The sequence below is a fragment of the Acidovorax sp. FHTAMBA genome, assembly GCF_038958875.1.
GTDB lineage: Bacteria > Pseudomonadota > Gammaproteobacteria > Burkholderiales > Burkholderiaceae_C > Acidovorax.
On the sequence record NZ_CP152407.1, the window covers coordinates 3,754,295 to 3,775,711 of the forward strand.

19 protein-coding genes, 1 tRNA gene, 1 pseudogene and 1 riboswitch are annotated in these 21,417 nt (G+C 66.0%); of the genes and pseudogenes, 12 read left to right on the forward strand and 9 right to left on the reverse strand.

Annotated elements, in window-relative coordinates; all coding sequences use genetic code 11:
* Positions 1 to 237: 237 nt before the first annotated feature.
* Both AAFF19_RS17525 and galU read left to right on the forward strand, forming a co-directional pair.
* A complete protein-coding gene (locus AAFF19_RS17525) occupies positions 238 to 3,183 on the forward strand; it encodes a valine--tRNA ligase (RefSeq protein ID WP_342720662.1) in 2,946 nt (981 codons plus the stop codon).
* Between the two features lie 88 nt (positions 3,184 to 3,271).
* Positions 3,272 to 4,159, forward strand: coding sequence for a UTP--glucose-1-phosphate uridylyltransferase GalU (gene galU / locus AAFF19_RS17530; RefSeq protein ID WP_008902787.1), 888 nt, complete (start codon positions 3,272 to 3,274; stop codon positions 4,157 to 4,159).
* Between the two features lie 84 nt (positions 4,160 to 4,243).
* Here the strand turns inward: galU and AAFF19_RS17535 are convergent, their stop codons facing one another.
* The 3 genes from AAFF19_RS17535 to cysM all read right to left on the reverse strand — a co-directional run bounded on the left by AAFF19_RS17535 (position 4,244) and on the right by cysM (position 6,062).
* A complete protein-coding gene (locus AAFF19_RS17535; protein ID WP_182119885.1) occupies positions 4,244 to 4,471 on the reverse strand; it encodes a sulfurtransferase TusA family protein in 228 nt (75 codons plus the stop codon).
* Between the two features lie 5 nt (positions 4,472 to 4,476).
* Positions 4,477 to 5,061, reverse strand: coding sequence for an NUDIX domain-containing protein (locus AAFF19_RS17540; protein WP_342720663.1), 585 nt, complete (start codon positions 5,059 to 5,061; stop codon positions 4,477 to 4,479).
* 98 nt (positions 5,062 to 5,159) lie between these two features.
* Entirely contained in the window at positions 5,160 to 6,062 is a 903-nt protein-coding gene (gene cysM / locus AAFF19_RS17545) for a cysteine synthase CysM (protein WP_008902784.1), read from the reverse strand.
* Between the two features lie 40 nt (positions 6,063 to 6,102).
* Between cysM and AAFF19_RS17550 the strand changes: the two genes are divergently transcribed.
* Positions 6,103 to 6,187, forward strand: a tRNA-Leu gene (locus tag AAFF19_RS17550).
* Positions 6,188 to 6,344: 157 nt separating this feature from the next.
* On the opposite strand, the gene AAFF19_RS17555 is transcribed toward AAFF19_RS17550, so the two are convergent.
* The 3 genes from AAFF19_RS17555 to AAFF19_RS17565 all read right to left on the reverse strand — a co-directional run bounded on the left by AAFF19_RS17555 (position 6,345) and on the right by AAFF19_RS17565 (position 8,639).
* Complete coding sequence (locus tag AAFF19_RS17555; RefSeq protein ID WP_182119882.1) at positions 6,345 to 7,214, reverse strand: DUF6279 family lipoprotein; 870 nt, start codon at positions 7,212 to 7,214, stop codon at positions 6,345 to 6,347.
* 184 nt (positions 7,215 to 7,398) lie between these two features.
* Positions 7,399 to 7,614 carry a hypothetical protein gene (locus tag AAFF19_RS17560; protein WP_055401611.1) on the reverse strand — a complete coding sequence of 72 codons (216 nt, stop codon included), beginning with the start codon at positions 7,612 to 7,614 and terminating at the stop codon, positions 7,399 to 7,401.
* 80 nt (positions 7,615 to 7,694) lie between these two features.
* Positions 7,695 to 8,639 carry a LysR family transcriptional regulator gene (locus tag AAFF19_RS17565; protein WP_182119881.1) on the reverse strand — a complete coding sequence of 315 codons (945 nt, stop codon included), beginning with the start codon at positions 8,637 to 8,639 and terminating at the stop codon, positions 7,695 to 7,697.
* A gap of 178 nt (positions 8,640 to 8,817) precedes the next feature.
* Here AAFF19_RS17565 and AAFF19_RS17570 point away from each other — a divergent pair, with 178 nt between their 5' ends.
* The 3 genes and pseudogenes from AAFF19_RS17570 to AAFF19_RS17580 all read left to right on the forward strand — a co-directional run.
* Positions 8,818 to 10,014: an acyl-CoA dehydrogenase gene (locus AAFF19_RS17570; protein WP_182119880.1), complete on the forward strand. Its 1,197-nt coding sequence runs from the start codon at positions 8,818 to 8,820 to the stop codon at positions 10,012 to 10,014.
* 78 nt (positions 10,015 to 10,092) lie between these two features.
* Positions 10,093 to 11,361, forward strand: a complete 1,269-nt coding sequence (locus AAFF19_RS17575; RefSeq protein WP_342720664.1) for a CaiB/BaiF CoA-transferase family protein — start codon at positions 10,093 to 10,095, stop codon at positions 11,359 to 11,361.
* A gap of 196 nt (positions 11,362 to 11,557) precedes the next feature.
* A pseudogene (locus AAFF19_RS17580) lies at positions 11,558 to 11,959 on the forward strand (methyl-accepting chemotaxis protein); the annotation flags it as partial.
* Positions 11,960 to 12,048: 89 nt separating this feature from the next.
* On the opposite strand, the gene AAFF19_RS17585 reads toward AAFF19_RS17580, so the two are convergent.
* Both AAFF19_RS17585 and AAFF19_RS17590 read right to left on the reverse strand, forming a co-directional pair.
* Positions 12,049 to 12,597 (reverse strand): 6,7-dimethyl-8-ribityllumazine synthase, encoded by a 549-nt coding sequence (locus AAFF19_RS17585; protein WP_182119878.1) that lies wholly within the window; start codon positions 12,595 to 12,597, stop codon positions 12,049 to 12,051.
* A gap of 219 nt (positions 12,598 to 12,816) precedes the next feature.
* A riboswitch (FMN riboswitch) is annotated at positions 12,817 to 12,987 on the reverse strand.
* A gap of 137 nt (positions 12,988 to 13,124) precedes the next feature.
* Entirely contained in the window at positions 13,125 to 13,610 is a 486-nt protein-coding gene (locus AAFF19_RS17590) for a hypothetical protein (RefSeq protein ID WP_342720665.1), read from the reverse strand.
* 283 nt (positions 13,611 to 13,893) lie between these two features.
* On the opposite strand from AAFF19_RS17590, the gene AAFF19_RS17595 reads away from it, so the two are divergent.
* From AAFF19_RS17595 to AAFF19_RS17605, 3 genes are all read left to right on the forward strand, one after another.
* Positions 13,894 to 14,853, forward strand: coding sequence for a chemotaxis protein (locus AAFF19_RS17595; protein WP_008902774.1), 960 nt, complete (start codon positions 13,894 to 13,896; stop codon positions 14,851 to 14,853).
* Between the two features lie 306 nt (positions 14,854 to 15,159).
* Positions 15,160 to 15,660, forward strand: coding sequence for a hypothetical protein (locus AAFF19_RS17600; protein WP_008902773.1), 501 nt, complete (start codon positions 15,160 to 15,162; stop codon positions 15,658 to 15,660).
* Positions 15,661 to 15,678: 18 nt separating this feature from the next.
* Positions 15,679 to 16,407, forward strand: coding sequence for a DUF4124 domain-containing protein (locus tag AAFF19_RS17605; RefSeq protein ID WP_342720666.1), 729 nt, complete (start codon positions 15,679 to 15,681; stop codon positions 16,405 to 16,407).
* Between the two features lie 36 nt (positions 16,408 to 16,443).
* Here AAFF19_RS17605 and AAFF19_RS17610 read toward each other — a convergent pair whose 3' ends face one another.
* Positions 16,444 to 17,388 (reverse strand): SDR family oxidoreductase, encoded by a 945-nt coding sequence (locus AAFF19_RS17610; RefSeq protein WP_342720667.1) that lies wholly within the window; start codon positions 17,386 to 17,388, stop codon positions 16,444 to 16,446.
* 48 nt (positions 17,389 to 17,436) lie between these two features.
* Between AAFF19_RS17610 and AAFF19_RS17615 the strand changes: the two genes are divergently transcribed.
* From AAFF19_RS17615 to AAFF19_RS17625, 3 genes are read left to right on the forward strand one after another with little or no spacing between them, the layout of a single operon-like run.
* Entirely contained in the window at positions 17,437 to 18,489 is a 1,053-nt protein-coding gene (locus AAFF19_RS17615; RefSeq protein ID WP_342720668.1) for a CDP-6-deoxy-delta-3,4-glucoseen reductase, read from the forward strand.
* 45 nt (positions 18,490 to 18,534) lie between these two features.
* Positions 18,535 to 20,724, forward strand: a complete 2,190-nt coding sequence (locus AAFF19_RS17620) for a PAS domain S-box protein (protein WP_342720669.1) — start codon at positions 18,535 to 18,537, stop codon at positions 20,722 to 20,724.
* Positions 20,721 to 21,392 carry a response regulator gene (locus tag AAFF19_RS17625; RefSeq protein WP_008902768.1) on the forward strand — a complete coding sequence of 224 codons (672 nt, stop codon included), beginning with the start codon at positions 20,721 to 20,723 and terminating at the stop codon, positions 21,390 to 21,392. The genes AAFF19_RS17620 and AAFF19_RS17625 overlap by 4 nt, the downstream gene beginning before the upstream one ends.
* Positions 21,393 to 21,417 lie beyond the last annotated feature (25 nt).

Consider the following 21,417-nt stretch of genomic DNA (forward strand, 5'->3'; position numbering starts at 1 on the left):
GCCGCGCCCCCCTCGGGCTCCGTGCGGCGCGATTATCAGGACGCTGGCGCTGGCACAGGGAGGATCAAGGTAACAAATGGATAGCGCCCTCCGGCGGCGGCCGTGGCGCAGTCGCCCAAGGCGCCCAGGGTCCACCTGCGCCAGCCCGAAGGGCGCCCTCCCCTTAAAATGTCCGGTTCACCCTCTTGTCCGTCTGTCGAGGCGCCCCTGCGGCCGCCTCTTCCATAGCCACACCCCATGAACATGCCCGTGCAACAACCCGGCCTCGAAAGCCTGTCCAAGTCGTTTGAACCCGCTGCGCTGGAAGCCCACTGGGGCCCCGAATGGGAAAAGCGCGGGTATGGCACCGCGGGCCACCGTGGCACGGGCGCACCGCAGGCGGGCGAGCCCGCGTTTTCCATCCAGCTGCCGCCCCCCAACGTGACGGGCACGCTGCACATGGGCCATGCGTTCAACCAGACGATCATGGACAGCCTCACGCGCTACCACCGCATGCGCGGCTACAACACCGTGTGGGTGCCCGGCACCGACCACGCGGGCATCGCCACGCAGATCGTGGTGGAGCGCCAGTTGCAGGAGCAGGGCATCAGCCGCTACGACATGGGCCCCACCCCGCCCGAGGCGCGCAAGAACTTTGTGAGCAAGGTGTGGGAGTGGAAGGAAAAGTCGGGCAACACCATCACCACGCAAATGCGCCGCATGGGCGACAGCGTGGACTGGAGCCGCGAATATTTCACCATGGACGACAAGCTGAGCGCCGTGGTCACCGACACCTTCGTGAAGCTGTATGAACAGGGCCTGATCTACCGTGGCAAGCGCCTGGTGAACTGGGACCCGAAGCTGCAGTCCGCCGTGTCCGACCTGGAGGTCGAGAGCGAAGAAAAAGACGGCTCGCTGTGGCACATCGCCTACCCCCTGGTAGACCCTGATGGAAGCCTTGCGGCTTCGGGCTCGGTCAGCCTGACCGTGGCCACCACCCGGCCTGAAACCATGCTGGGCGACGTGGCGCTGATGGTGCACCCAGAGGATGCCCGCTACACCCACCTCATCGGCAAGATGGTCAACCTGCCGCTGTGCGACCGCCAGATCCCGGTGATCGCCGACGAGTACGTGGACAAGGAATTTGGCACCGGTGTGGTCAAGGTGACGCCCGCGCACGACCAGAACGACTACGCCGTGGGCCAGCGCCACAAGCTGCCGATGATCTGCGTGCTGACGCTGCAGGCAACCATCAACGAGAACGCGCCCGCCAAGTACCAGGGCATGGACCGCTTCGTGGCCCGCAAGGCCGTGGTGGCCGACCTCGAAGCCATCGGCGCGCTGGTCGAGGTGAAAAAGCACAAGCTCATGGTGCCGATCTGCACCCGCACCGGCCAGGTGATCGAGCCGATGCTGACCGACCAGTGGTTCGTCGCCATGAGCAAGGTCAGCGACCAGGACCCCACGGGCAAGAGCATTGCGCAAAAGGCCATCGACGCCGTGGCCAGCGGCGAAGTGACCTTTGTGCCCGAAAACTGGGTGAACACCTACAACCAGTGGATGAACAACATCCAGGACTGGTGCATCAGCCGCCAGCTGTGGTGGGGCCACCAGATTCCGGCCTGGTACGACGAAGAAGGCAACGTAATCGTGGCCCGCGACGAAGCCGAGGCACAAGCCAAGGCCCCGGGCAAGATGCTGCGCCGTGACGAGGACGTGCTGGACACCTGGTACTCGTCCGCGCTCGTGCCCTTCAGCACCATGGGCTGGCCCAACCAGGGCGACAGCGCCACCGACGACTTCAACCTGTACCTGCCCAGCACCGTGCTGGTCACGGGCTACGACATCATCTTCTTCTGGGTCGCCCGGATGATCATGATGACCACGCATTTCACGGGCCGCGTGCCGTTCAAGCATGTGTACATCCACGGCCTGGTGCGCGATGCGCAGGGCAAGAAGATGTCCAAGTCCGAGGGCAACGTGCTTGACCCCGTGGACCTGATCGACGGCATTGCGCTGGAGCCGCTACTCGACAAGCGCACCACCGGCCTGCGCAAGCCAGAGACCGCGCCCACCGTGCGCAAGAACACGCAAAAGGAATTCCCTGAAGGCATTCCGGCCTACGGTGCCGATGCGCTGCGCTTCACGTTTGCCGCACTGGCATCGCTGGGCCGCAGCATCAACTTCGACAGCAAGCGCTGCGAGGGCTACCGCAACTTCTGCAACAAGCTCTGGAACGCCAGCCGCTTTGTGCTGATGAACTGCGAAGGCCAGGACTGTGGCCTGAAGGAGCACACCAAGGAAGAGTGCCAGCCCGGCGGCCCCGCCCACGGCTACATGCAGTTCAGCCAGGCCGACCGCTGGATCAGCTCGCTGCTGCAAAAGACCGAGGCCGAAGTCGCCAAGGGCTTTGAGGAATACCGCCTGGACAACGTGGCCAACACGATCTATGACTTTGTCTGGAACGAGTACTGCGACTGGTACCTGGAGATTGCCAAGGTGCAGATCCAGCAGGGCATGAACCATGAAGACCCACAAGTGGGTCTGGCCCAGCAGCGCGCCACGCGCCGCACGCTGATCCGCACGCTCGAAGCCATCCTGCGCCTGGCGCACCCCGTCATCCCGTTCATCACCGAGGCCCTGTGGCAGGTGGTGGCGCCTGTGGCCGGTATCTCCGGCGAATCGGTCAGCATTGCGCGCTACCCGCAGGCCCAGCCCGAGAAGATCGACGAGGCCGCGATTGCCCACATGGGCCGCGTGAAGGGTCTGGTGGATGCTTGCCGCGCGCTGCGTGGCGAGATGAACGTGTCTCCCTCCACCCGTCTGCCCCTGTACGTGGTGGGCGACACCGAGTTCATGCGTGGCGTGGGCCCGGTGCTGCAGGCGCTGGCCAAGCTCAGCGAGGTGAAGGTGTTTGACGACGAAGCCGCCTGGGCGGCCGCTGCGCAGGCGGCACCCGTGGCCGTGGTCGGTGACGCCCGCATGTGCTTGTATATGGAGATCGACGTGGCCGCCGAGAAGGCCCGCCTGTCCAAGGAAATCGCCCGCATCGACGGTGAAATCACCAAGGCCAACAACAAGTTGTCAAACGAAGCCTTTGTGGCCAAGGCCCCTGCAGCGGTGATCGAGCAGGAGAAAAAGCGCATTGCCGACTTCGGCACCACGCTGGGCAGATTGCGCGATCAGCTGACACGGCTGGGCTGAGGACGCCCCGATACTCGACCGAGCGGCCTGCTTTTTTGCGGCAGCCCCCCCCCGGTTGACGACCACCCCATTGCACTGAAGGAGCCCCATGACGACCGCCACCACCGTCCGTAAAGCCGTTTTCCCTGTTGCAGGCCTGGGCACGCGCTTTTTGCCCGCCACCAAGGCATCGCCCAAAGAGATGCTGCCCGTGGTGGACAAGCCGCTGATCCAGTACGCAGTGGAAGAAGCTTACGCCGCTGGCATTCGCCACATGATCTTTGTCACCGGCCGCAGCAAGCGCGCCATCGAAGACCACTTTGACACCGCCTACGAACTGGAAAACGAGCTGGAGGCCGCTGGCAAGCTGGACCTGCTGAACCTGGTGCGGTCGGTGCAGCCCGACGACATGGATTGCGCCTTTGTGCGCCAGCCCCGCTCGCTGGGCCTGGGCCACGCCGTGCTGTGCGCCGAGCCGCTGGTCGGCAAAGAGCCGTTTGCGGTGCTGCTTGCCGATGACTTGATGGTGGGCCCGAAGGATGGCGAGCCCGTGCTCAAGCAGATGGCTGCAGCCTTCCGCCAGCAAGGCCGCTCGGTGATCGCCGTGCAGGAGGTGCCGGAAGACCAGGTGCACAAATACGGCATCGTGGCGGGCGAGCCCGCAGGCGGCCCGCTGATCCGCATTGAACGCATCGTCGAAAAGCCCAAGGCCGCTGACGCGCCATCGCGCATGGGCGTGGCCGGCCGCTACATCCTCACGCCCGGCGTGTTCGACGAGATCCGCAACCAGCCACGCGGCGTGGGCGGCGAGATCCAGCTCACCGACGGCATCGCCCGTCTGATGCAGCACGAGGCGGTGTACGCCTTTCAGTACGAGGGCAAGCGCTACGACTGCGGCAGCAAGGAAGGGTTCTTGGAAGCCACGGTGGAACTGGCTTTGCAGCACCCGCAGGTGGGCAAGCACTTCCGCGAATACCTGAAGACGCTGGCGCTGTAACCCGTGCCGCCAACGCTTCAAATTACTATCAAAAATATAGCTGCCAGCGCTTGATGCGCAAGCGCTGGCAGCTATTTTTACTTGTTAACGACGGCGCAGGATGTGGATGAACTCCTCACCCACCGTCTGCTGCTCCACCAGCTCGTTGCCGGTCTGCTTGGCAAACGCCTGAAAGTCCCGCAGAGACCCGCCATCGGTGGCCACCACCTTCAGCAGCTGGCCGCTGGCCATGTCTGACAGCGCCTTCTTGGCCTTGAGGATGGGCAGGGGGCAGTTCAGGCCCCGGGTGTCGATTTCTTTGTGAACGTCCATGGTCATCAATCCTTAGGCGGCGTCGCGGCCGGGGCTTGGTCATCCAGCCCACGGCGGCGCTCTGCATTTTCTTCGGCGGTAAAAAACACCGGCTCATGGCCCCTGGTGCGCAGCCAGTCGGCCAGCGCATAGCCGGTGCCCGCAGGCCAGCACTTGAGGTCTGCCAGATCGTACAGACGGTAGTCCACCAGCTCGGGCGACAACTGAACCTGCCCCGTGGCCACCACATGGTAGGCAATGATGATCTGGTTCATGCGCAGGAACTCATACGCGCCCACCAGCGTGGTGGACTGCACGTCGAGGTTGGTTTCCTCCTTCACCTCGCGCGCAATGCCTTCCTGGGGCGACTCGCCCGCCTCCATGAAGCCCGTGATGAGCGCAAACATCTTGCCCGGCCAGGCCGCGTTGCGCGCCAGCAGCACCTTGCCGTCGATCTCCACAATGGCGGCCAGCACGGGCGTGGGGTTGTTCCAGTGCGTCCAGCCACAGGCGGGGCAGCGCAGCCGCTCCTTGTCGCCACCGTCCTCGGCCAGCGTGATGGGCTGCAGTGCGGTACCGCAATGGGAGCAATGGCGAACTTCGTAGTGCATAGATTATTTACTATTGTTTTTATAGCTATCAGCGCTTACCCATCATGTGCCAGATGCCAATTTCATTCAAATTTACCGCCTTGCAGGCGCACAGCAGGTCAGGCCGGGAACACGCCGGTGGACAGATACCTGTCGCCCCGGTCGCACACGATGAACACGACGGTGGCGTTGCTCTCGCGCGCCGCAATCTGCTGCGCCACCCAGCAAGCGCCCGCGGCCGAGATGCCGGCAAAGATGCCCTCTTCGCGCGCCAGGCGGCGGCACATGTCTTCCGCGTTGTCCTGGCTCACGTACACAAGCTCGTCCACTGTGCTGGCGTCGTAGATCTTGGGCAGATATTCCTGCGGCCACTTGCGAATGCCTGGGATGCGCGAGCCTTCTTCGGGCTGCGCACCAATGATCTGGATGGCCGGGTTCTTCTCCTTGAGGAACCGCGACACGCCCGTGATGGTGCCCGTGGTGCCCATGGCGCTCACAAAGTGCGTGATGCGCCCGCCCGTCTGCTCCCAGATTTCGGGGCCGGTAGTTTCGTAGTGGATGCGCGGGTTGTCGGGGTTGCCAAACTGGTCGAGCACCTTGCCTTCGCCACGCTTTTGCATGGCCTCGGCCAGATCGCGCGCGTGTTCCATGCCGCCGCTCTTGGGGGTGAGCACCAGCTCCGCGCCAAACGCCTTCATGGTCTGAGCGCGCTCGATGGACAAATCCTCGGGCATCACCAGCACCATGCGGTAGCCCTTGATGGCCGCCGCCATCGCCAGCGCAATGCCGGTATTGCCCGACGTGGCCTCGATCAGCGTGTCGCCGGGGCGGATGTCTCCGCGCTCTTCGGCCCGGCGGATCATCGACAGTGCAGGCCGGTCTTTCACAGAGCCGGCCGGGTTGTTGCCCTCCAGCTTGCCCAGCACCACGTTGCCACGCGCCGCATTGTCCTTGGCGCCAATGCGCTGCAGTGCCACCAGCGGCGTGTTGCCCACCGCGTCTTCAATCGTCGGATATTTCATGCGCCCTACTGTGCCATAATTTGGGGCTTCACGAATTCCAGCCCGGGTGGTGAAATTGGTAGACGCAGGGGACTCAAAATCCCCCGCCGCAAGGCGTGCCGGTTCGATTCCGGCCCCGGGCACCAGACAAGGCCGGTAGCTCCCAGCGAGCTACCGGCCTTTTTGTTTTTGTGTCGCCACATTCAGGCTCTGCGGCGGGCTCCCGCCCTGTTTCATGCAGCTTGTGCTTGCGCGTCGGCGACATTGGCCCTGCGCCATCGACCGCGTGCGCCGTGAGCCCCGTCACTGGGCCGCCAGCACCAGAAAATCCTGCTCGTAGCCCTTCACCGACTGCACGGCTTTGGCGCGCTGTGCTGCAGTCATGGCGTTGTGCACGCGCGAGAAGCCTTCGCAGCTTTCTTTCAGCAGCGCCTGCGCATAGCGCTGGTAGGCAGCGTCGGGCGATGCGTTAAAGCGGCTGATGTAGCCGCGCAGCAGGCTGCGGGCCTGCTCGGTGTTGGCGCGGTCTTCGGCGATTTTCTGCAGCACCTGCACCAGGTCTTTCTGGCGGCGCAGGCGCTCGGCGTAGTGGCGTTGCGGCTCAAACGAAGATTGGGCAATGAAAGCGCGCAACGCGGCCTTTTGCGGTTCTTCGAGAGCACCATAAAAGCCCTCAGCGCGCGACTGCAGCAGCTTGAAGCGCCGCTCGCGCAGTTGGTCGGGGGTGATGTCCACCCACTCCTTCTTCCACTCGGCGTTGCTGTCCGCCTGCTTCTTTTGCAGGTTGCGGATCTGGCTGTCGGTGAGCTGCGTGGCCAACCACACCAGTTTGGGCTCGGCCTGGCTGATGACCTTGTCGATCTGGGTGCGCACTGCGTCATAGGTGCGACAGGCCTGGTCGGGTGCCACTGCCTCGGGCAATTGTTGCTGCACGGTCTGCAGCAGCTCGGCATGCCGGGGCAGCATGGTGTCGCGGTGCCACTGGTGCAGCACGCCCAGTTCGTCGCGCACGCGCTCGGTCTGGATATCCGACAGGCCCAGGTAGCGGTTGAGCTGCCAGTAGGCCAGGTGCGGCACCTGGTTGTAGGCCAGTTTGACAGCACTGCAGCCCTGCAGGATGAGCACGCAGGCCGCCAGCGTGGCAATACACAGTGCTTTGCGAAAGGAGGACATCGCGCGCAAGAAGACTCCTCAGGGATGGCAGGTGGCGAGCCCCGCAGCATAGGCACAACGCTGCCAGGCGAGCTCGGCCGGGCGCAATACCCGTCAATCGCCAAGGGGTTGCCCGCCGCTGCCGCGCCGGCTTTTGCACGCACCAGCGCGCTGGAAAGGCGCCGGCGGCAGGCAGACCGGCGGGCTAGTTGTCCTGGCGACGGATCAGTTGCCGGCCGCTGGGGGTAATGGCCAGTTCACCACCCGAGCCCTTGGTGATGAAACCCCACTCCAGCAGGCGGCCGGACACGTGGTCTTTCAGCGCGTGGGGCAGCGTGATGACCTGGCCCATTTCCAGTTGCTTGAGGGTCTCGATCTCGTCCACGGTGGGGTCGAAATGCGGGGCATGGTAGGTGGTCATGGGTTCACTCCCGGATCGGTAGGTGCAGACGGACTCCAGCGCCGCCAGATTAGTTCAGCCCCCGGGTGGACGCAAGGGAGTCATCCCGAAGGCGCCGGGCTTCCGACCTCGGCCATGCCTTGCAGCCAGCGCGCAAACCTTGCCAGCACCGGGGGCTGGGTTTGTGTGGGGTTGATGAGGTAGTACGCCCGCTCGCCGCGCAGCGGGCGGTTGCAGGCCACCACCAGCTCGCCGCTGGCAAGTTCCGCCTCGATCAGCAGCGGCGGGATCAGCGCCACGCCCATGCCATGGGTTGCGGCCACGGCGAGCATGGAGAACAGCTCGTAGCGTGGGCCATCCAGCGCGTGCGGTGCCTCCACCCCCATCGCATCAAACCACTGCCGCCAGCCATACGGGCGCGTGCTTTGCTGCAGCAGTGGCAGCTCGGCCAGCGCCTCGGCGGCCACGGGCTGGTGGGCGCGGCCCCGGCCGCGTGGCGCGGCGTGTTCGAGCAGGCGCGGGCAACACACGGGCAGCACGTCTTCGTGCATCAGCAGCTGCGCCTGCACGCCGGGCCAGTTGGCGACCTGCTCGGGCGTGCCCGCGTACAGCGCGGCATCGAAGGTGGTGTCGGCAAACAAAAAAGGCCGCGTCTGCGTGTCGATGTGGACCACGATGTCGGGGTGCGCCTGCGCCAGCAGCGGCAGGCGGGGGATGAGCCAGCGCGTGGCAAAGGTGGGCACTGCGGCCAGCGTGATCGTGCCGCCCTCACCCTGGTGCGCCATCACGTCCAGCGTGTCGCGCTCCAGCCCCTGCAGCCAGCGCGCCACCTGGCGGCCATAGTGCGCGCCCGCTGGCGTCAGCACCACGCCATGGCGTGTGCGGCGGAAGAGCGCCACGCCCAAGAACTCCTCCAGCGCCTGGATCTGGCGCGAGACCGCGCTTTGGGTGAGCGACAGCTCCTGCGCGGCGCGGGTGTAGCTCTCGTGTCGGGCGGCGACTTCAAAACAGGCCAGGGCCTGGGTCGATGGGATGTTGCGGCGCATGATGAAGAGGAACTTTTAACGAGGTTATCTCACTTTCAACCTATAGACACGAGTATTTCATACATTCCAACAACGCATATCTGGATGAAAAGAACTCGCTTGCGGGCCAGCATCCCAAAGCCTACGATGCGTTCCAGATTCGTTTTTTCCTCACCCCCTTTCCGACCTGGAGACACACATGGCCCACGCCGCTTTTCAATGGGATGACCCGTTCCTTCTGAGCCAGCAACTGACCGACGACGAGCGCGCCATCCGCGACGCCGCCGCAGCGTATTGCCAGGACAAGCTCGCGCCCCGCGTGCTGGACGCCTTCCGCCACGAAAAAATGGACGTGAGCATCTTTCGCGAGATGGGCGAAGTGGGCCTGCTCGGCCCCACCATCCCCGAGCAGTACGGCGGCCCCGGCCTGTCGTACGTGGCCTACGGCCTGATCGCCCGCGAAGTGGAACGCGTGGACTCGGGCTACCGCTCGATGGCCAGCGTGCAGTCGTCGCTGGTGATGGTGCCCATTTATGAATTCGGCAGCGAAGCCCAGCGCCAGAAGTACCTGCCCAAGCTCGCCAGCGGCGAGTGGATTGGCTGCTTTGGCCTGACCGAGCCCGACCACGGCTCCGACCCCGGCAGCATGGCCACGCGCGCCTACAAGGTCGACGGCGGCTACAAGCTCAAGGGCAGCAAGATGTGGATCACCAACAGCCCCGTGGCTGACGTGTTCGTGGTCTGGGCCAAGGAAGTCTCCGAAGGCGGCGCCGTGGGCCCCATTCGCGGCTTCGTGCTGGAAAAGGGCATGAAGGGCCTGACGGCCCCCGCCATCCACGGCAAGGTGGGCCTGCGCGCCTCCATCACCGGCGAGATCGTGATGGACGATGTGTTCGTGCCCGAAGAAAACGCGTTTCCTGAAGTGCAGGGCTTGAAGGGCCCCTTCACCTGCCTGAACAGCGCGCGCTACGGCATCGCCTGGGGCGCCCTGGGTGCGGCCGAGTTCTGCTGGCACACCGCCCGCCAGTACACACTGGACCGCAAGCAGTTTGGCCGCCCCCTGGCTGCCAACCAGCTCATCCAGAAGAAGTTGGCCGACATGCAGACCGAAATCGCCATCGGCCTGCAGGCCTGCCTGCAATTCGGCCGCATGAAGGACGCGGGCACCGCCAGCGTGGAGGGCACCTCCATCATCAAGCGCAACAGCTGCGGCAAGGCGCTCGATATTGCCCGCCTGGCGCGCGACATGATGGGCGGCAACGGCATCAGCGACGAGTTCGGCGTGGCCCGCCACCTGGTGAACCTGGAAGTGGTGAACACGTATGAAGGCACGCACGATGTGCACGCGTTGATTCTGGGCCGCGCCCAGACCGGGCTGGCGGCGTTCGCCAACTGACACCGCACTCCTGAAACGATAGCTGCTAGCGCTTAACTCATAAGCGATGGCGGCATTTTTCATTCAAAAACACGATCCATGACCTCTTCCAACACAGGCGCCCTCGCAGGCATCAAGGTGCTCGATCTCTCCCGCGTGCTCGCGGGCCCCTGGTGCACGCAGATCCTGGCCGACCTGGGCGCGGATGTGGTCAAGGTGGAGCGCCCCGGCGTGGGCGACGACACGCGCCAGTGGGGCCCGCCCTTCTTGAAAGACGCGGAGGGCAACGACACCAACCAAGCCAGCTACTACACCGCCTGCAACCGCAACAAGCGCTCGGTGACCATCGACATGGCCTCGCCCGACGGCCAGGCGCTGATCCGGCAGATGGCGCAAGAGGCGGACATCGTGGTGGAGAACTTCAAGGTCGGTGGCCTCAAGCAATACGGCCTGGACCACGAGAGCCTGCGCGCGCTGAATCCGCGCCTCATCTACTGCTCCGTCACCGGCTTCGGGCAAGACGGGCCGTATGCCGAGCGCGCAGGCTACGACCTGATGGTGCAGGCCATGACGGGCCTGATGAGCATCACCGGCCAGGCCGACAGCCAACCCGGCGGCGGCCCGATGCGCGTGGGCGTGGCGGTCATCGACCTGTTCACCGGGCTGTACGCCAGCAACGCCATCCTGGCCGCGCTGCACGTGCGCGACAACGCCACCAATGGCTCGGGCCAGGGCCAGCACATCGACATGGCGCTGCTCGACGTGGGCATGGCCGTGCTGGCCAACCAGGCCTCGGGGTTCCTCGCCACCGGCAAGGCGCCCGGCCGCATGGGCAACAGCCACCCGAGCTTGGCGCCCTACCAGGACTTCCCCACGCAGGACGGCAACATGCTGCTGGCCATTGGCAACGACGGCCAGTTCCAGCGCTTTTGCGCCGCCGCCGAGCAGCCCCAGTGGGCCAGCGACTCGCGCTTTGCCACCAACACGCTGCGCGTGCAAAACCGCACCGACCTGATCCCCGCCATGGAGGCCGTGACCCGCACGCGCACCACAGCCGACTGGATCACGCTGCTGGAAGACAAGGCCGTGCCCTGCGGCCCCATCAACACCATCGCCCAGGCGTTTGACGACGCGCAGGTGCAGGCCCGTGGCCTGGCCGTGACGCTGCCGCGCTGGAAGGACGGCGAGGCCGCCACCGACAACGTGTTGCAGATCACCGGCGTGGCCAGCCCGCTGCGCCTGTCGGCCACGCCGCCCGTGCTGCGCAACGCGCCACCCGCGCTGGGCCAGCACACGGATGAAGTGCTGGGCGAGCTGGGGCTGGACTCGGCGCGCATTGCGGCGCTGCGGGCCAGCGGGGTTTTGTAGCCAGACGCTCTCGGCATCGGCCTGCGCCATGCCCTCACCACTGCACGGCCTTGCCCTCACCGGCAAGGCCGTTTTGTTTGCGCAGTCTGCATTGCATCGGCCCCTGGCGCTTATCTGGCTTGCGCTATCCGCTATCCGCTATTCACCGGATGACAAAGCGAGCGACTGACGGAGCCTGCTTGCGTCGGCCCCACGTGCCGACGCCGCCAAGGAGATCAAGACCCTGATCCACGCCAGCGTGGAGCGCGTGGAACTGGGCACCACGCTGGTAGACAAGGCGGGCGCCACGATGAGCGAGGTGGTCAGCGCCATCCGCCGTGTGACGGACATCGTGGGCGAGATCAGCGCCGCGAGCAGTGAGCAAAGTGCAGGCGTGGCCCAGGTGGGGGACGCCATCACCGAAATGGACCAGGCCACGCAGCAGAACGCAGCGCTGGTCGAACAGAGCGCGGCAGCTGCCGACAGCCTGAAGGTGCAGGCGCAGCAGTTGGTGCAGGCGGTGGCGGTGTTCCGACTGGCAGACACCGACGCCAACACCCCCAGGCAGGCCAGCGTGCCCGCACCGGGCCGCCACCAGCCCCGGTTGGCCTCAGGCTGAAGCGGCACAGCCATTTCAAGCCTGATCGGCTTGAAGCGCTAGTGCATCATGCGCCAACAGCTACACAAATAGTAGCAACTGGCGCCTTTTCAAGCTTCAGCCAGCGCAGGGGTTGCCTGCTGCACGGTGGCCAGCGTGGGCGAGGCCAGCTTGCGCAGGTAGGCCATGGTCTGCAGGCAGGCCTGGGCCACCTCGGTGCCCTTCTTCACAAAATGCTCGCGGAAGAAGCGCACATGATCCTCGTGGTCGTGGAAGTCGCGCGGGGTGAGCACGGCCGACATCACGGGCACCTCGGTGTCGAGCTGCACGCGCATCAGGCCGTCGATGACGGCGGTAGTGACGAACTCATGGCGGTAGATGCCGCCGTTGACCACCAGCGCGCAGGCCACGATGGCATCGTAGCGCCCGCTGCGCGCGAGCTTGCGGGCCAGCAGCGGGATCTCGAACGCACCGGGCACGTCGAACAGCGCCACCTGCGCGGGGGGCAGGCCGTGGCGGTCGAACTCGGCCAGGGCCGCGTCGCGCGCCTGGTGCACGATGTCCTGGTGCCAGCTGGCACTGATGATGGCCACGCGGGCGCCACGGTGGGCAGCGACGGGGGCCAGGGGGAAAACGGAAGCTGAAGAAAACTGATTCATGGGTTCCTCGAAAAGGTGAGACCAGAATCAGGGCGCGCGCGAGCACGGCACCTGCACAGGACAGCGCAGGCCCAGCGCCATGCGAGCGCGCAACTCAGCACGCAGGCAAACGTCCAAGGCCCAGCTACCCGGTGCGGGCGCTCTGGGGGTGCCCGGCATAACTCCCTGCGGTCCGCGATAGCTCGGTCTCGCGATGGTTATGCAGGACACCCCCTCGTTTCGCGATCTCTTTCATCCGGACTGTGACCGTCGGCTCTGGTTTCGCACCAGATCTGCTGACCCTGCAGGCCTGTTCCGAAGAACGGCACCGCAGGCGCTCGCGGGCTCTTGCTAGCCTTTCAGCCAACAAATACCGCCGGTGGGGAATTTCGCCCCGCCCTGAGAACGCTGTCGGCCCCGAAGGTCATCCGGGGCCGACGGGTGGGATTTTAGGCGGCGGGCACGCGGCACGCCGTCGCGCAGGCGATTGCCAGCACTGGCAGTGCCGGTTTCTGCGGCTGTGGGCTGTATTGAATGCCGAAGTCTGCTCAGCGCACACGCTGAAACCCGCCTTCGGCCCAGGCCGCTGCGCTGACGGGCGTGAGCTTGAAGGTGGGCGGCGCAGACGAACGGGCAAGCTCTTCACCCAGCTCGTCCTGCGCGCTCAGCGTGGCCGTGGCGCCTTCCTCATCGGGCACGATGGCCAGCGCCACGCGCAGGCGCTGGCCGTCGGCGGTGGTGATGTGCAAGCTCTTGTTCAGCTGCGCGTGCAGTTGCTGCTCATGGCGGCGCACCACCTCGCTCGCGGTCTTGACCAGGGTGTGGAAGGCCGACACATCGAGCGGCTTGGGGTTCTTCTTGTCACGCCCCATGGTCCAGGGGCCCACCAGCGCGGGCTCGGCCTCGCCCTTCAGTGTCATGGACACGGCCCAGCCGTCGTCATCCTCGTTCTTGATGACCTGCGCCGTCCAGCGCCCATCGCTCCAGCAGCGGGGTTCCTGGATGGTGTCGGGCGTATCGGGTGCGTCGGTCATGGAGAAAAAGGCCTGGGTTGCGGGAAAGGGCGCAGAGCATAACGGCACGGCTTGGCGGCCCCCATTTTTTCAAGAGCCAATGGTTATCGAAAATTCCATTACGGGTCCTGATCGGACATGTTATTGAAAACCTCGACCCCGGCCCCTGTGACGCCGCCGCCACGCCACAATGCTGCGCTGCACTATTCGGGTATTGCCTGAAGCTTTAGCGCACTGCACAAGGCTTTCTGATCCTAGAATTTGTAAACGCGCGTATCTCTTCATTGCGCGCAAAGGATTCACCATGAAAGCAGTGCAGCAGGACATTGACGAGCGTACCAACCTCACCAGCACGAACAAGTTTGAGCTGCTGCTGTTTCGCCTGGGCACGGACAGTGCGCTGGGAAAGTCCGAACTGTTCGGAATCAACGTCTTCAAGATCCGCGAAATCGTGGCGATGCCCAGCATCACGCCCATCGCGGGCAGCACGCCGCATTCCCTGGGCGTGGTCAACCTGCGCGGACAGGTGATTCCGGTGCTGGACCTGCCCTCCATCGTGGGTTGCAAGCCCCAGACGGGCCTGAACATCATGCTGGTGACCGAATACGCCCGCACCACGCAGGCGTTTGCGGTCGAATCGGTGGAAGACATCGTGCGGCTGGACTGGAAGCAGGTGCTGTCGGCCGAAACCAGCGGTGCCGCGGGCAAGCTGGTCACCAGCATCGCCCGCCTGGACGGCAATACCGATCAATCCCGCCTGGCCCAGGTGCTGGATGTGGAGGCGATCCTGCAGATGGTGTCGCCCTCGGACGGCCATGAGGTCACCGAAGAGAAGGTGGGCCCCAAGCTCAAGCTCAAGCCCGGCACCATCATCCTTGCGGCCGACGATTCGTTTGTGGCGCGCTCTCTCATCGAGCAGGAGCTCAAGGCGCTGGCGGCCCCTTACGAAATGGTCAAGTCCGGCAAAGAGGCCTGGGACCGCCTCAACGCCATTGCCCGCAGCGCCGAAGCGGAAGGCAAGACCGTGCTGGACCGTGTAGCCATGGTGCTGACCGACCTGGAGATGCCGGAAATGGACGGGTTCACGCTGACCCGCAACATCAAGCAGGATGCCCGCTTGCAGGGGCTGCCGGTGGTCATCCACTCTTCGCTGTCCGGATCTGCCAACGAAGACCACGTGCGCAGCGTGGGCGCCGATGGTTACGTGGCCAAGTTCGTGGCCGAAGATCTGGCCGAAACCATCCGCCGCGTGCTGCCAAAGTAGGCACCGCCGGTTCGGGCCAACGCGAGCGGTGTGCGGGCCCGTTTTTATAAGAAATCGGGCTCTATCGCTTGCTGGTAAAGCGCGGGCAGCTATCAATTTTTCAAAGCACCGCCGGGAATCGTGCTTGTTTGCGTGCTGTCCTACGCCACCCAACGGAAAAGCAGGTCAACCAAACGGTGGCTCCGGGCGCTACATTGAAAGCGCCTCACGGCATAAGCTCCGAAATTTGTAACACTCCGCCGGGGTGCTTTTCTGGGGCTTTACGAACGGGCCGGAACACCACCCGGCGCAGGGGGTCTGACTACCATGAAAAACACACTCGCCCGCATCGTTGCACTGACGGCCATGGGCGCCGTCGTTTCTGGCTGTGCCACCGTTCCTGGCGACGGGTACTACGATGGGGGCCCCACGTACTACTCACCGGGGTACGAGGGCTACTCCAGCCCGGTGTATCCCGCCTACGCGCCAGCACCGGGCTATATCTATTACTCTGACAGGGACAACCGCTGGGAGCGCGACCGCAACCGCAACGACTGGCGCGAACGTGACCGAGACCGAAACCGCAACGACTGGCGCGAGCGCGAACGTGAACGTGACCGCGCGCGGGCCGAACAAGACCGCAACGCCCGGGCCCGTGATCGCGACCGTGAGCGCGCAGAGGCCGCACGGCTTGATGCGGAACGCGACCGGGTTCGCCGCGAGCAGATGCGCGAGAACGACCGCCGCGAACGCACCCAGCTGGCGCCAGAGCAATGGCGCAGCAACAATGACCCGCGCAACCGCCAGACGCCACTGAGCGACCGTTAATACCCTGGGAGACGGGATATGCCAGGCCATGTTTTCAGCCATGCCGCCCTGTGCCTGAGCCTTGTGGTGCTTCCCGCTGCTGCGCAGGTGCTGCGCTGCACGGATACCCAGACCGGCAAGGTGACCTATACGGATGGAACCTGCGCCGGTGGCACCGCGGCGCGGGAGGTGGAAGCCCGCAAGAGCCCCGAAGAACTCCAGCAGGAGCGCGAGCTGGCTGCCGAGGCCCTGGAGCGCAAGCAGCAACGCCTGGAGGCCGAAGCGCTTGCCGCTGAAACGCAGGCTCGGCGCAATGCCGAACGCGACCGGGCACGCGCCGCGCAGGCCGCCGCCAACGCACCCCAACCGCAAGACTACGCGCGCTCGCCAGAATGCGCGCGCTCGCGGCGCAATTTTGATCTGGTGGCTGCGGGCCTGTCACGGTCTACCTATGACCAGGAGCTGCGGCTGGAGGCCGCCCAGCGCCAGATGGACCTGGACTGCCTGGGTCCGCAGGGCTATGCCGAAGTGGAGAAAAACCGCGCAGCCCAACCCCGTGTGGTGGTGGTGCCGCCATCGCGCCATCGGCCGCTTTTTCCCGATCCGTTCCCCCAGGCCGGCCCTGTGCAGCCCAAGCCGCGGCTCACCCAGTGCGGTGATTTCCGCTGTACCGACAACCTGGGCAACACCTACCCTCGTGTCGGCCCGGGACGGTTCCCCGGCCCCGGCGGCGTGTGCCGTTCCAACGGCGGCCAGGCCCCCTGCTGACCTGCAAGCCTTGGCCAAGGTGGGTAGGAAAGCGCATCAGGTGCGCAGCCCCTCGGCCACGCTCGGGTAGCGCAACCGCACCCCCAGTTCCTGCTGCATGCGGTGATTCTCCAGCCGGCGGGACTCGCTCATGAAGCTCAGCAGCATCAGCGGCAACTGGTCTTGCGCCGTGTTGCGCGGCACGCGGGGCGGGCGAGGCAGCCCGTACATGTCGGCCGCCAGGTCAAAGTAGTCGCCCATCTTCATGTGGGTCGAATCGCTGATGTTGTAGGCGCGTTGCGGGCGCGCCTTCCAGATCGCGGCCAGCAATGCGCGCGCCAGATCATCTGCATGGATGTGGTTCGTGAACACATCGTCCTCGGCCACCAGCACCGGTGTGCCACGGCGCAGGCGGGCCTCGGGCGTGCCCCCCTCGCGGTCGGGCGCATAGATGCCCGGGATGCGCAGCAGGCTCGCACGCACACCCGCGCGGCCGAGGTGACGCACGGCGCGCTCGGCATTCACCCGGCGCTGGGCGCGTGGCGTGGCGGGCGCCAGGGGCCGTGTCTCCGGCACCCGGGCACCCTGGCAGTCGCCGTACACGCCACTGGTGGACGCATAGACCAGCGATTGGGGCAGGCTGCGCTGGCGCAGTGCACGGGCCAGTGCCACGGTGCGGGGGTCCAGCCACCAGCGGCCACCTGCGGCCCCTTCCCCGGGGGGAGGTGCCAGGTGCAACACCCTTGTGGCCAGGCCGGCGAGGCGCCGCAAGGTGGTGGCATCGTCGAGGTTGCCCACCAGCGGGCGCACACCCAGCCGGCGCAAAGCATCTACCCGTCCGGGGGTCGATGTGAGGGCCAGCAGCTGCAGCCGCCCTGCACCGGGGCCGGTGTTCAGGTTGCGCGCAACGCGCTGGCCAACGTCGCCACATCCCACGATCAAAAGGCGTTCGCGGCGAAAGCGCGCTGGCAGGGCGCCGAGGGGATTCTGGTTTGAAGGCAAAATCAGGGCCGTTTGTTGACTACAAGAGCCCTCAAGGATACCCATTCGATGACCAGCGCAGAGACCGCTTTCCAGATCACCGTGCAGCCCAGCGGCCGCGCCTTCAGTGCCAACGCGGGCGAGGCCATTCTTGCGGCGGCCATCCGCAACGGCGTCGGCCTGCCCTATGGCTGCAAGGACGGCGCCTGCGGCTCCTGCAAGTGCAAAAAACTCAGCGGCGCCGTGCACCACGGCGAACACCAGTCCAAGGCCCTGACCGCCGACGAAGAGGCAGCGGGCCTGGTGCTGACGTGCTGCGCGCAGCCCCTGACCGACGTGGTGCTGGAATCGCGCCAGGTCACGGATGAGAGCGCCTATCCGATCAAGAAGATGCCGGTGCGCGTGGCTGCACTGGAGAAAAAGTCGCACGACGTGATGCAGGTGCGCCTGCAACTGCCGGCCGCCGATACCTTCCGGTACCACGCAGGCCAGTACATCGAATTCATCCTGCGTGACGGCGCCCGCCGTGCCTATTCGATGGCCAACGCGCCCCACAAGCAGGCCGAGGCGCCGGGCGTGGAACTGCACATCCGCCACATGCCGGGCGGCAAGTTCACCGACCATGTGTTCGGCGCGATGAAGGAAAAAGAAATCCTGCGGGTCGAAGGCCCGTTCGGCAGCTTTTTCCTGCGCGAAGATTCCGACAAACCCATCGTGCTGCTGGCTTCAGGCACCGGTTTTGCGCCCATCAAGGCGCTGATCGAGCACATGCAATTCAAGGGCATAAGCCGCCCCACCGTGCTGTACTGGGGCGGCAGGCGCCCGACAGACCTTTATCTCAGCGACTGGATCGTCGCCCGCTCGGCACAGATGCCCCACCTTCGCTATGTGCCCGTGGTGTCGGATGCATTGCCCGAGGACGGCTGGACGGGCCGCACCGGCTTTGTGCACCAGGCCGTGCTGGACGACATTGCGGATCTTTCGGGCTACCAGGTGTACGCCTGCGGCGCGCCCATCGTGGTGGACTCTGCGCGCGACGCCTACAGCGCCCACCGCGGCCTGCCCCCCGAGGAGTTCTACGCCGATTCGTTCACCTCGGAGGCAGACAAACGCGGCGGCTGAAGCCCCGACGGCTTGCCCACCCCACCGCTCCCGCTCAAGGATGTGATGGCACCCGTACCCGCGCCGGCCGCCGTTGTGTCCCTGCTCTCGCGGGCGCGCGCCAAGCTGCGCGGCACACGACCGGTGCTTACCGTGTTGGGCGTGGCCATCCTGCTGGTGCTGGGTGCGGGCGAATGGGCCACGCGGGCCGAGATGGAAAACCAGTGGGACAACCTGCGCCGCTCTGCCGAGGTGCAGGCGCTGGCCCTGCGCGGCGTGGCCACGCGCTACAGCTACCTGCCATTCACCGCCGCGCAGCAGCCCGTGGTGAAAGACCTGCTGCGCAACCCCGACTCCGCACACATGCGCGAAGCCGCCAACGCCTACCTCCAGGCCGTCAACGCCCACGCAGGCTCCGACACGCTGTATGTGATGGACGACAAGGGCCTCACCCTCGCCTCCAGCAACTGGAACACGCCCAGCAGCTTTCTGGGCCACAACTACAGCAACCGCCCCTATTTCCGGGACGCGCTGCAAGGCAAGGCCGGGCGCTTTTACGGTGTGGGCAAAACCACGGGCGCGCCCGGACTGTTCGCCTCCGGCCCCATCACGGACAGTGCTGGCAAGGTGATCGGCGTGGTGGCCGTCAAGGTGCGCATGGAGCCCATCGTGGACACCTGGGCGCAGCTGCGCGACCCGGTGTTCGTCACGGACGAACGGGGCATTGTCTTTCTGGGCTCCGAGGCATCCTGGCTGTACCGCGTGAGCAGGCCCCTCACACCGCAGGCGGTCGGGCAGGTGCAGCACGATGAGCAGTACGGGCCGCAGTGGATTCCGGCGGCCGTGCCGTGGGAGCTGGTGCAACGCCCCGACCAGCCCGGCTCCGAGCTGCGCATGCCTGGCAACGCACGCGAATACCTGGCGTTGGAGGAACCCCTGCCGGACCTTGGCTGGACCCTCACCCTGACGGCCGACAGCAGGGTGGTGGCGCTGGCCCGCCAGCAGGCCTGGGCGCTGGCAAGCCTGGCATCCGGCCTGCTGGTGCTGGGCGCCCTGTACTGGCAATTGCGCGAACGGCGGTTGCAGGAAAACCGCCAGGCCCGCGCGGAACTGGAGCAGCGCGTGCACGAACGCACCCACGCGCTGCAGCAGGCGCAGGCGTTTCGGCAGTCGATGGAGGACTCGCTGCTGGTGGGCATGCGCGCCCGCGACCTGGAAGGCCGCATCGTCTACGTGAACGCCGCCATGTGCGACATGGTGGGCTACACGGCCTCCGAGCTGATCGGGCGCCTCCCGCCGTACCCCTACTGGCACCCCGACGAACTGGAGCGGCACTGGCAGAACAGCGAGGCCGCACTGGCGGGCCAGGCAGCGCCGCAGGGCTTTGAATCGCGGCTGCGCCACCGCGACGGATCCGACGTGCACACCATGGTGTACACCGCGCGGCTCATCGACGGCGACGGCCAGCACATTGGCTGGATGAGTTCGGTGGTGGACATTACCGCGCAGAAACGTGCCGAGGAACAGCAGCAGCAGCGCGAGGCGCAATTGCAGCGCGTGCAGCGCGTGATCACCGTGGGCGAGATGGCATCCACCCTGGCGCATGAGCTGAACCAGCCGCTGGCGGCCTTGGTCAACTATGCGGCGGCGGCACGCTCGCTCGCGGCCCAGGGCAAGACCGATCTGCTGAACGACAGCCTCACCGCGCTGTCCAGCCAGGCGCTGCGCGCTGCCGACATCGTCGGGCGCATTCGCCGCTGGGTGCGCCAGCACCCCGAGGCGCGCGAGCCCTGTGATCTCAATGCCACCGTGGACCAGTCCCTGGCCCTGCTGCTGCGCGCCGAGGCCCGGCGCCATGGCGTGGCGGTGCGGCTGGAGCTGGCGCCCGGCCCGCAACGCGTGAACGCAGACCGCGTGCTGCTCGAACAGGTGGTGCTGAACCTGGGCCTGAACGCCCTGCAAGCCATGCAGGCCCACGGCACGCCGCCCGCAGACCGGGAACTGCTCCTGCGCACCATCTCCGACGGACGTTTTGCCTGCCTGGAGGTGCTCGACCGCGGCCCCGGCCTGCCGCCGGAGATCGCGGAGCGGCTGTTCGAACCCTTCTTCACCACGCGCTCCGACGGACTGGGGCTGGGCCTGAACATCTGCCGCTCCATCGTCGAAAGCATGGGCGGCGAGCTGCGCGCACGCAACCGCGAGGGCGGCGGCGCGGTCTTTGAAATCCGGCTGCCCCACCTGCCTTCCACACCATGACCAACACCCCCGTTGCCACGATCGCCGCCCATGTCTATGTCGTGGACGACGACGAGGGCGTGCGCAACTCCCTGGCCGCCTTGCTGCTGGCCGGCGGGCACGCCCCTCGCACCTTTGCCAGCGGCCCCGAGTTTCTGGCCGGAGCCGACCTCGCACACCCCGGCTGCGTGTTGCTGGACCTGCGCATGGACGGCATGAGCGGCCTGCAGGTGTTTGATGCCATGCGCGAGCGCGACGCCGTGGTCAAGACGGTTTTCCTCTCGGCGCACGGCGAGCTCGCCTCGGCAGTCACCGCCGTCAAGCACGGCGCGGTGGACTGGCTCGAAAAGCCCTGCGACGAACAAACCCTGCTGGCTGCCGTGGCCCGCGCCGCCGAGCTCTCGCAGGTACAGGCCCACCGCAGCCAGCGCCAGCAGCTGTTGCGCGAGCGGTGGAGCAGCCTGAGCCCCCGCCAGCAGGAAGTGGCGCGGCTCCTGGCCACCGGCATGAGCAGCAAGGAGGCCGCCCGCGCCCTGACCCTGCGCGACCCGGACCGCCCCATCGATCCGCGCACGGTGGACACGCACCGCTCGGCCATCTTCCTCAAGCTGGACATCCGCAGCTCCCACGAACTCGGCCTGCTGGTGGAAGGCCTGGGCCTGTCCCAGCCCATGCCACGCGACACCTGAAACGACGGGTCCACCTGCCGTTCAC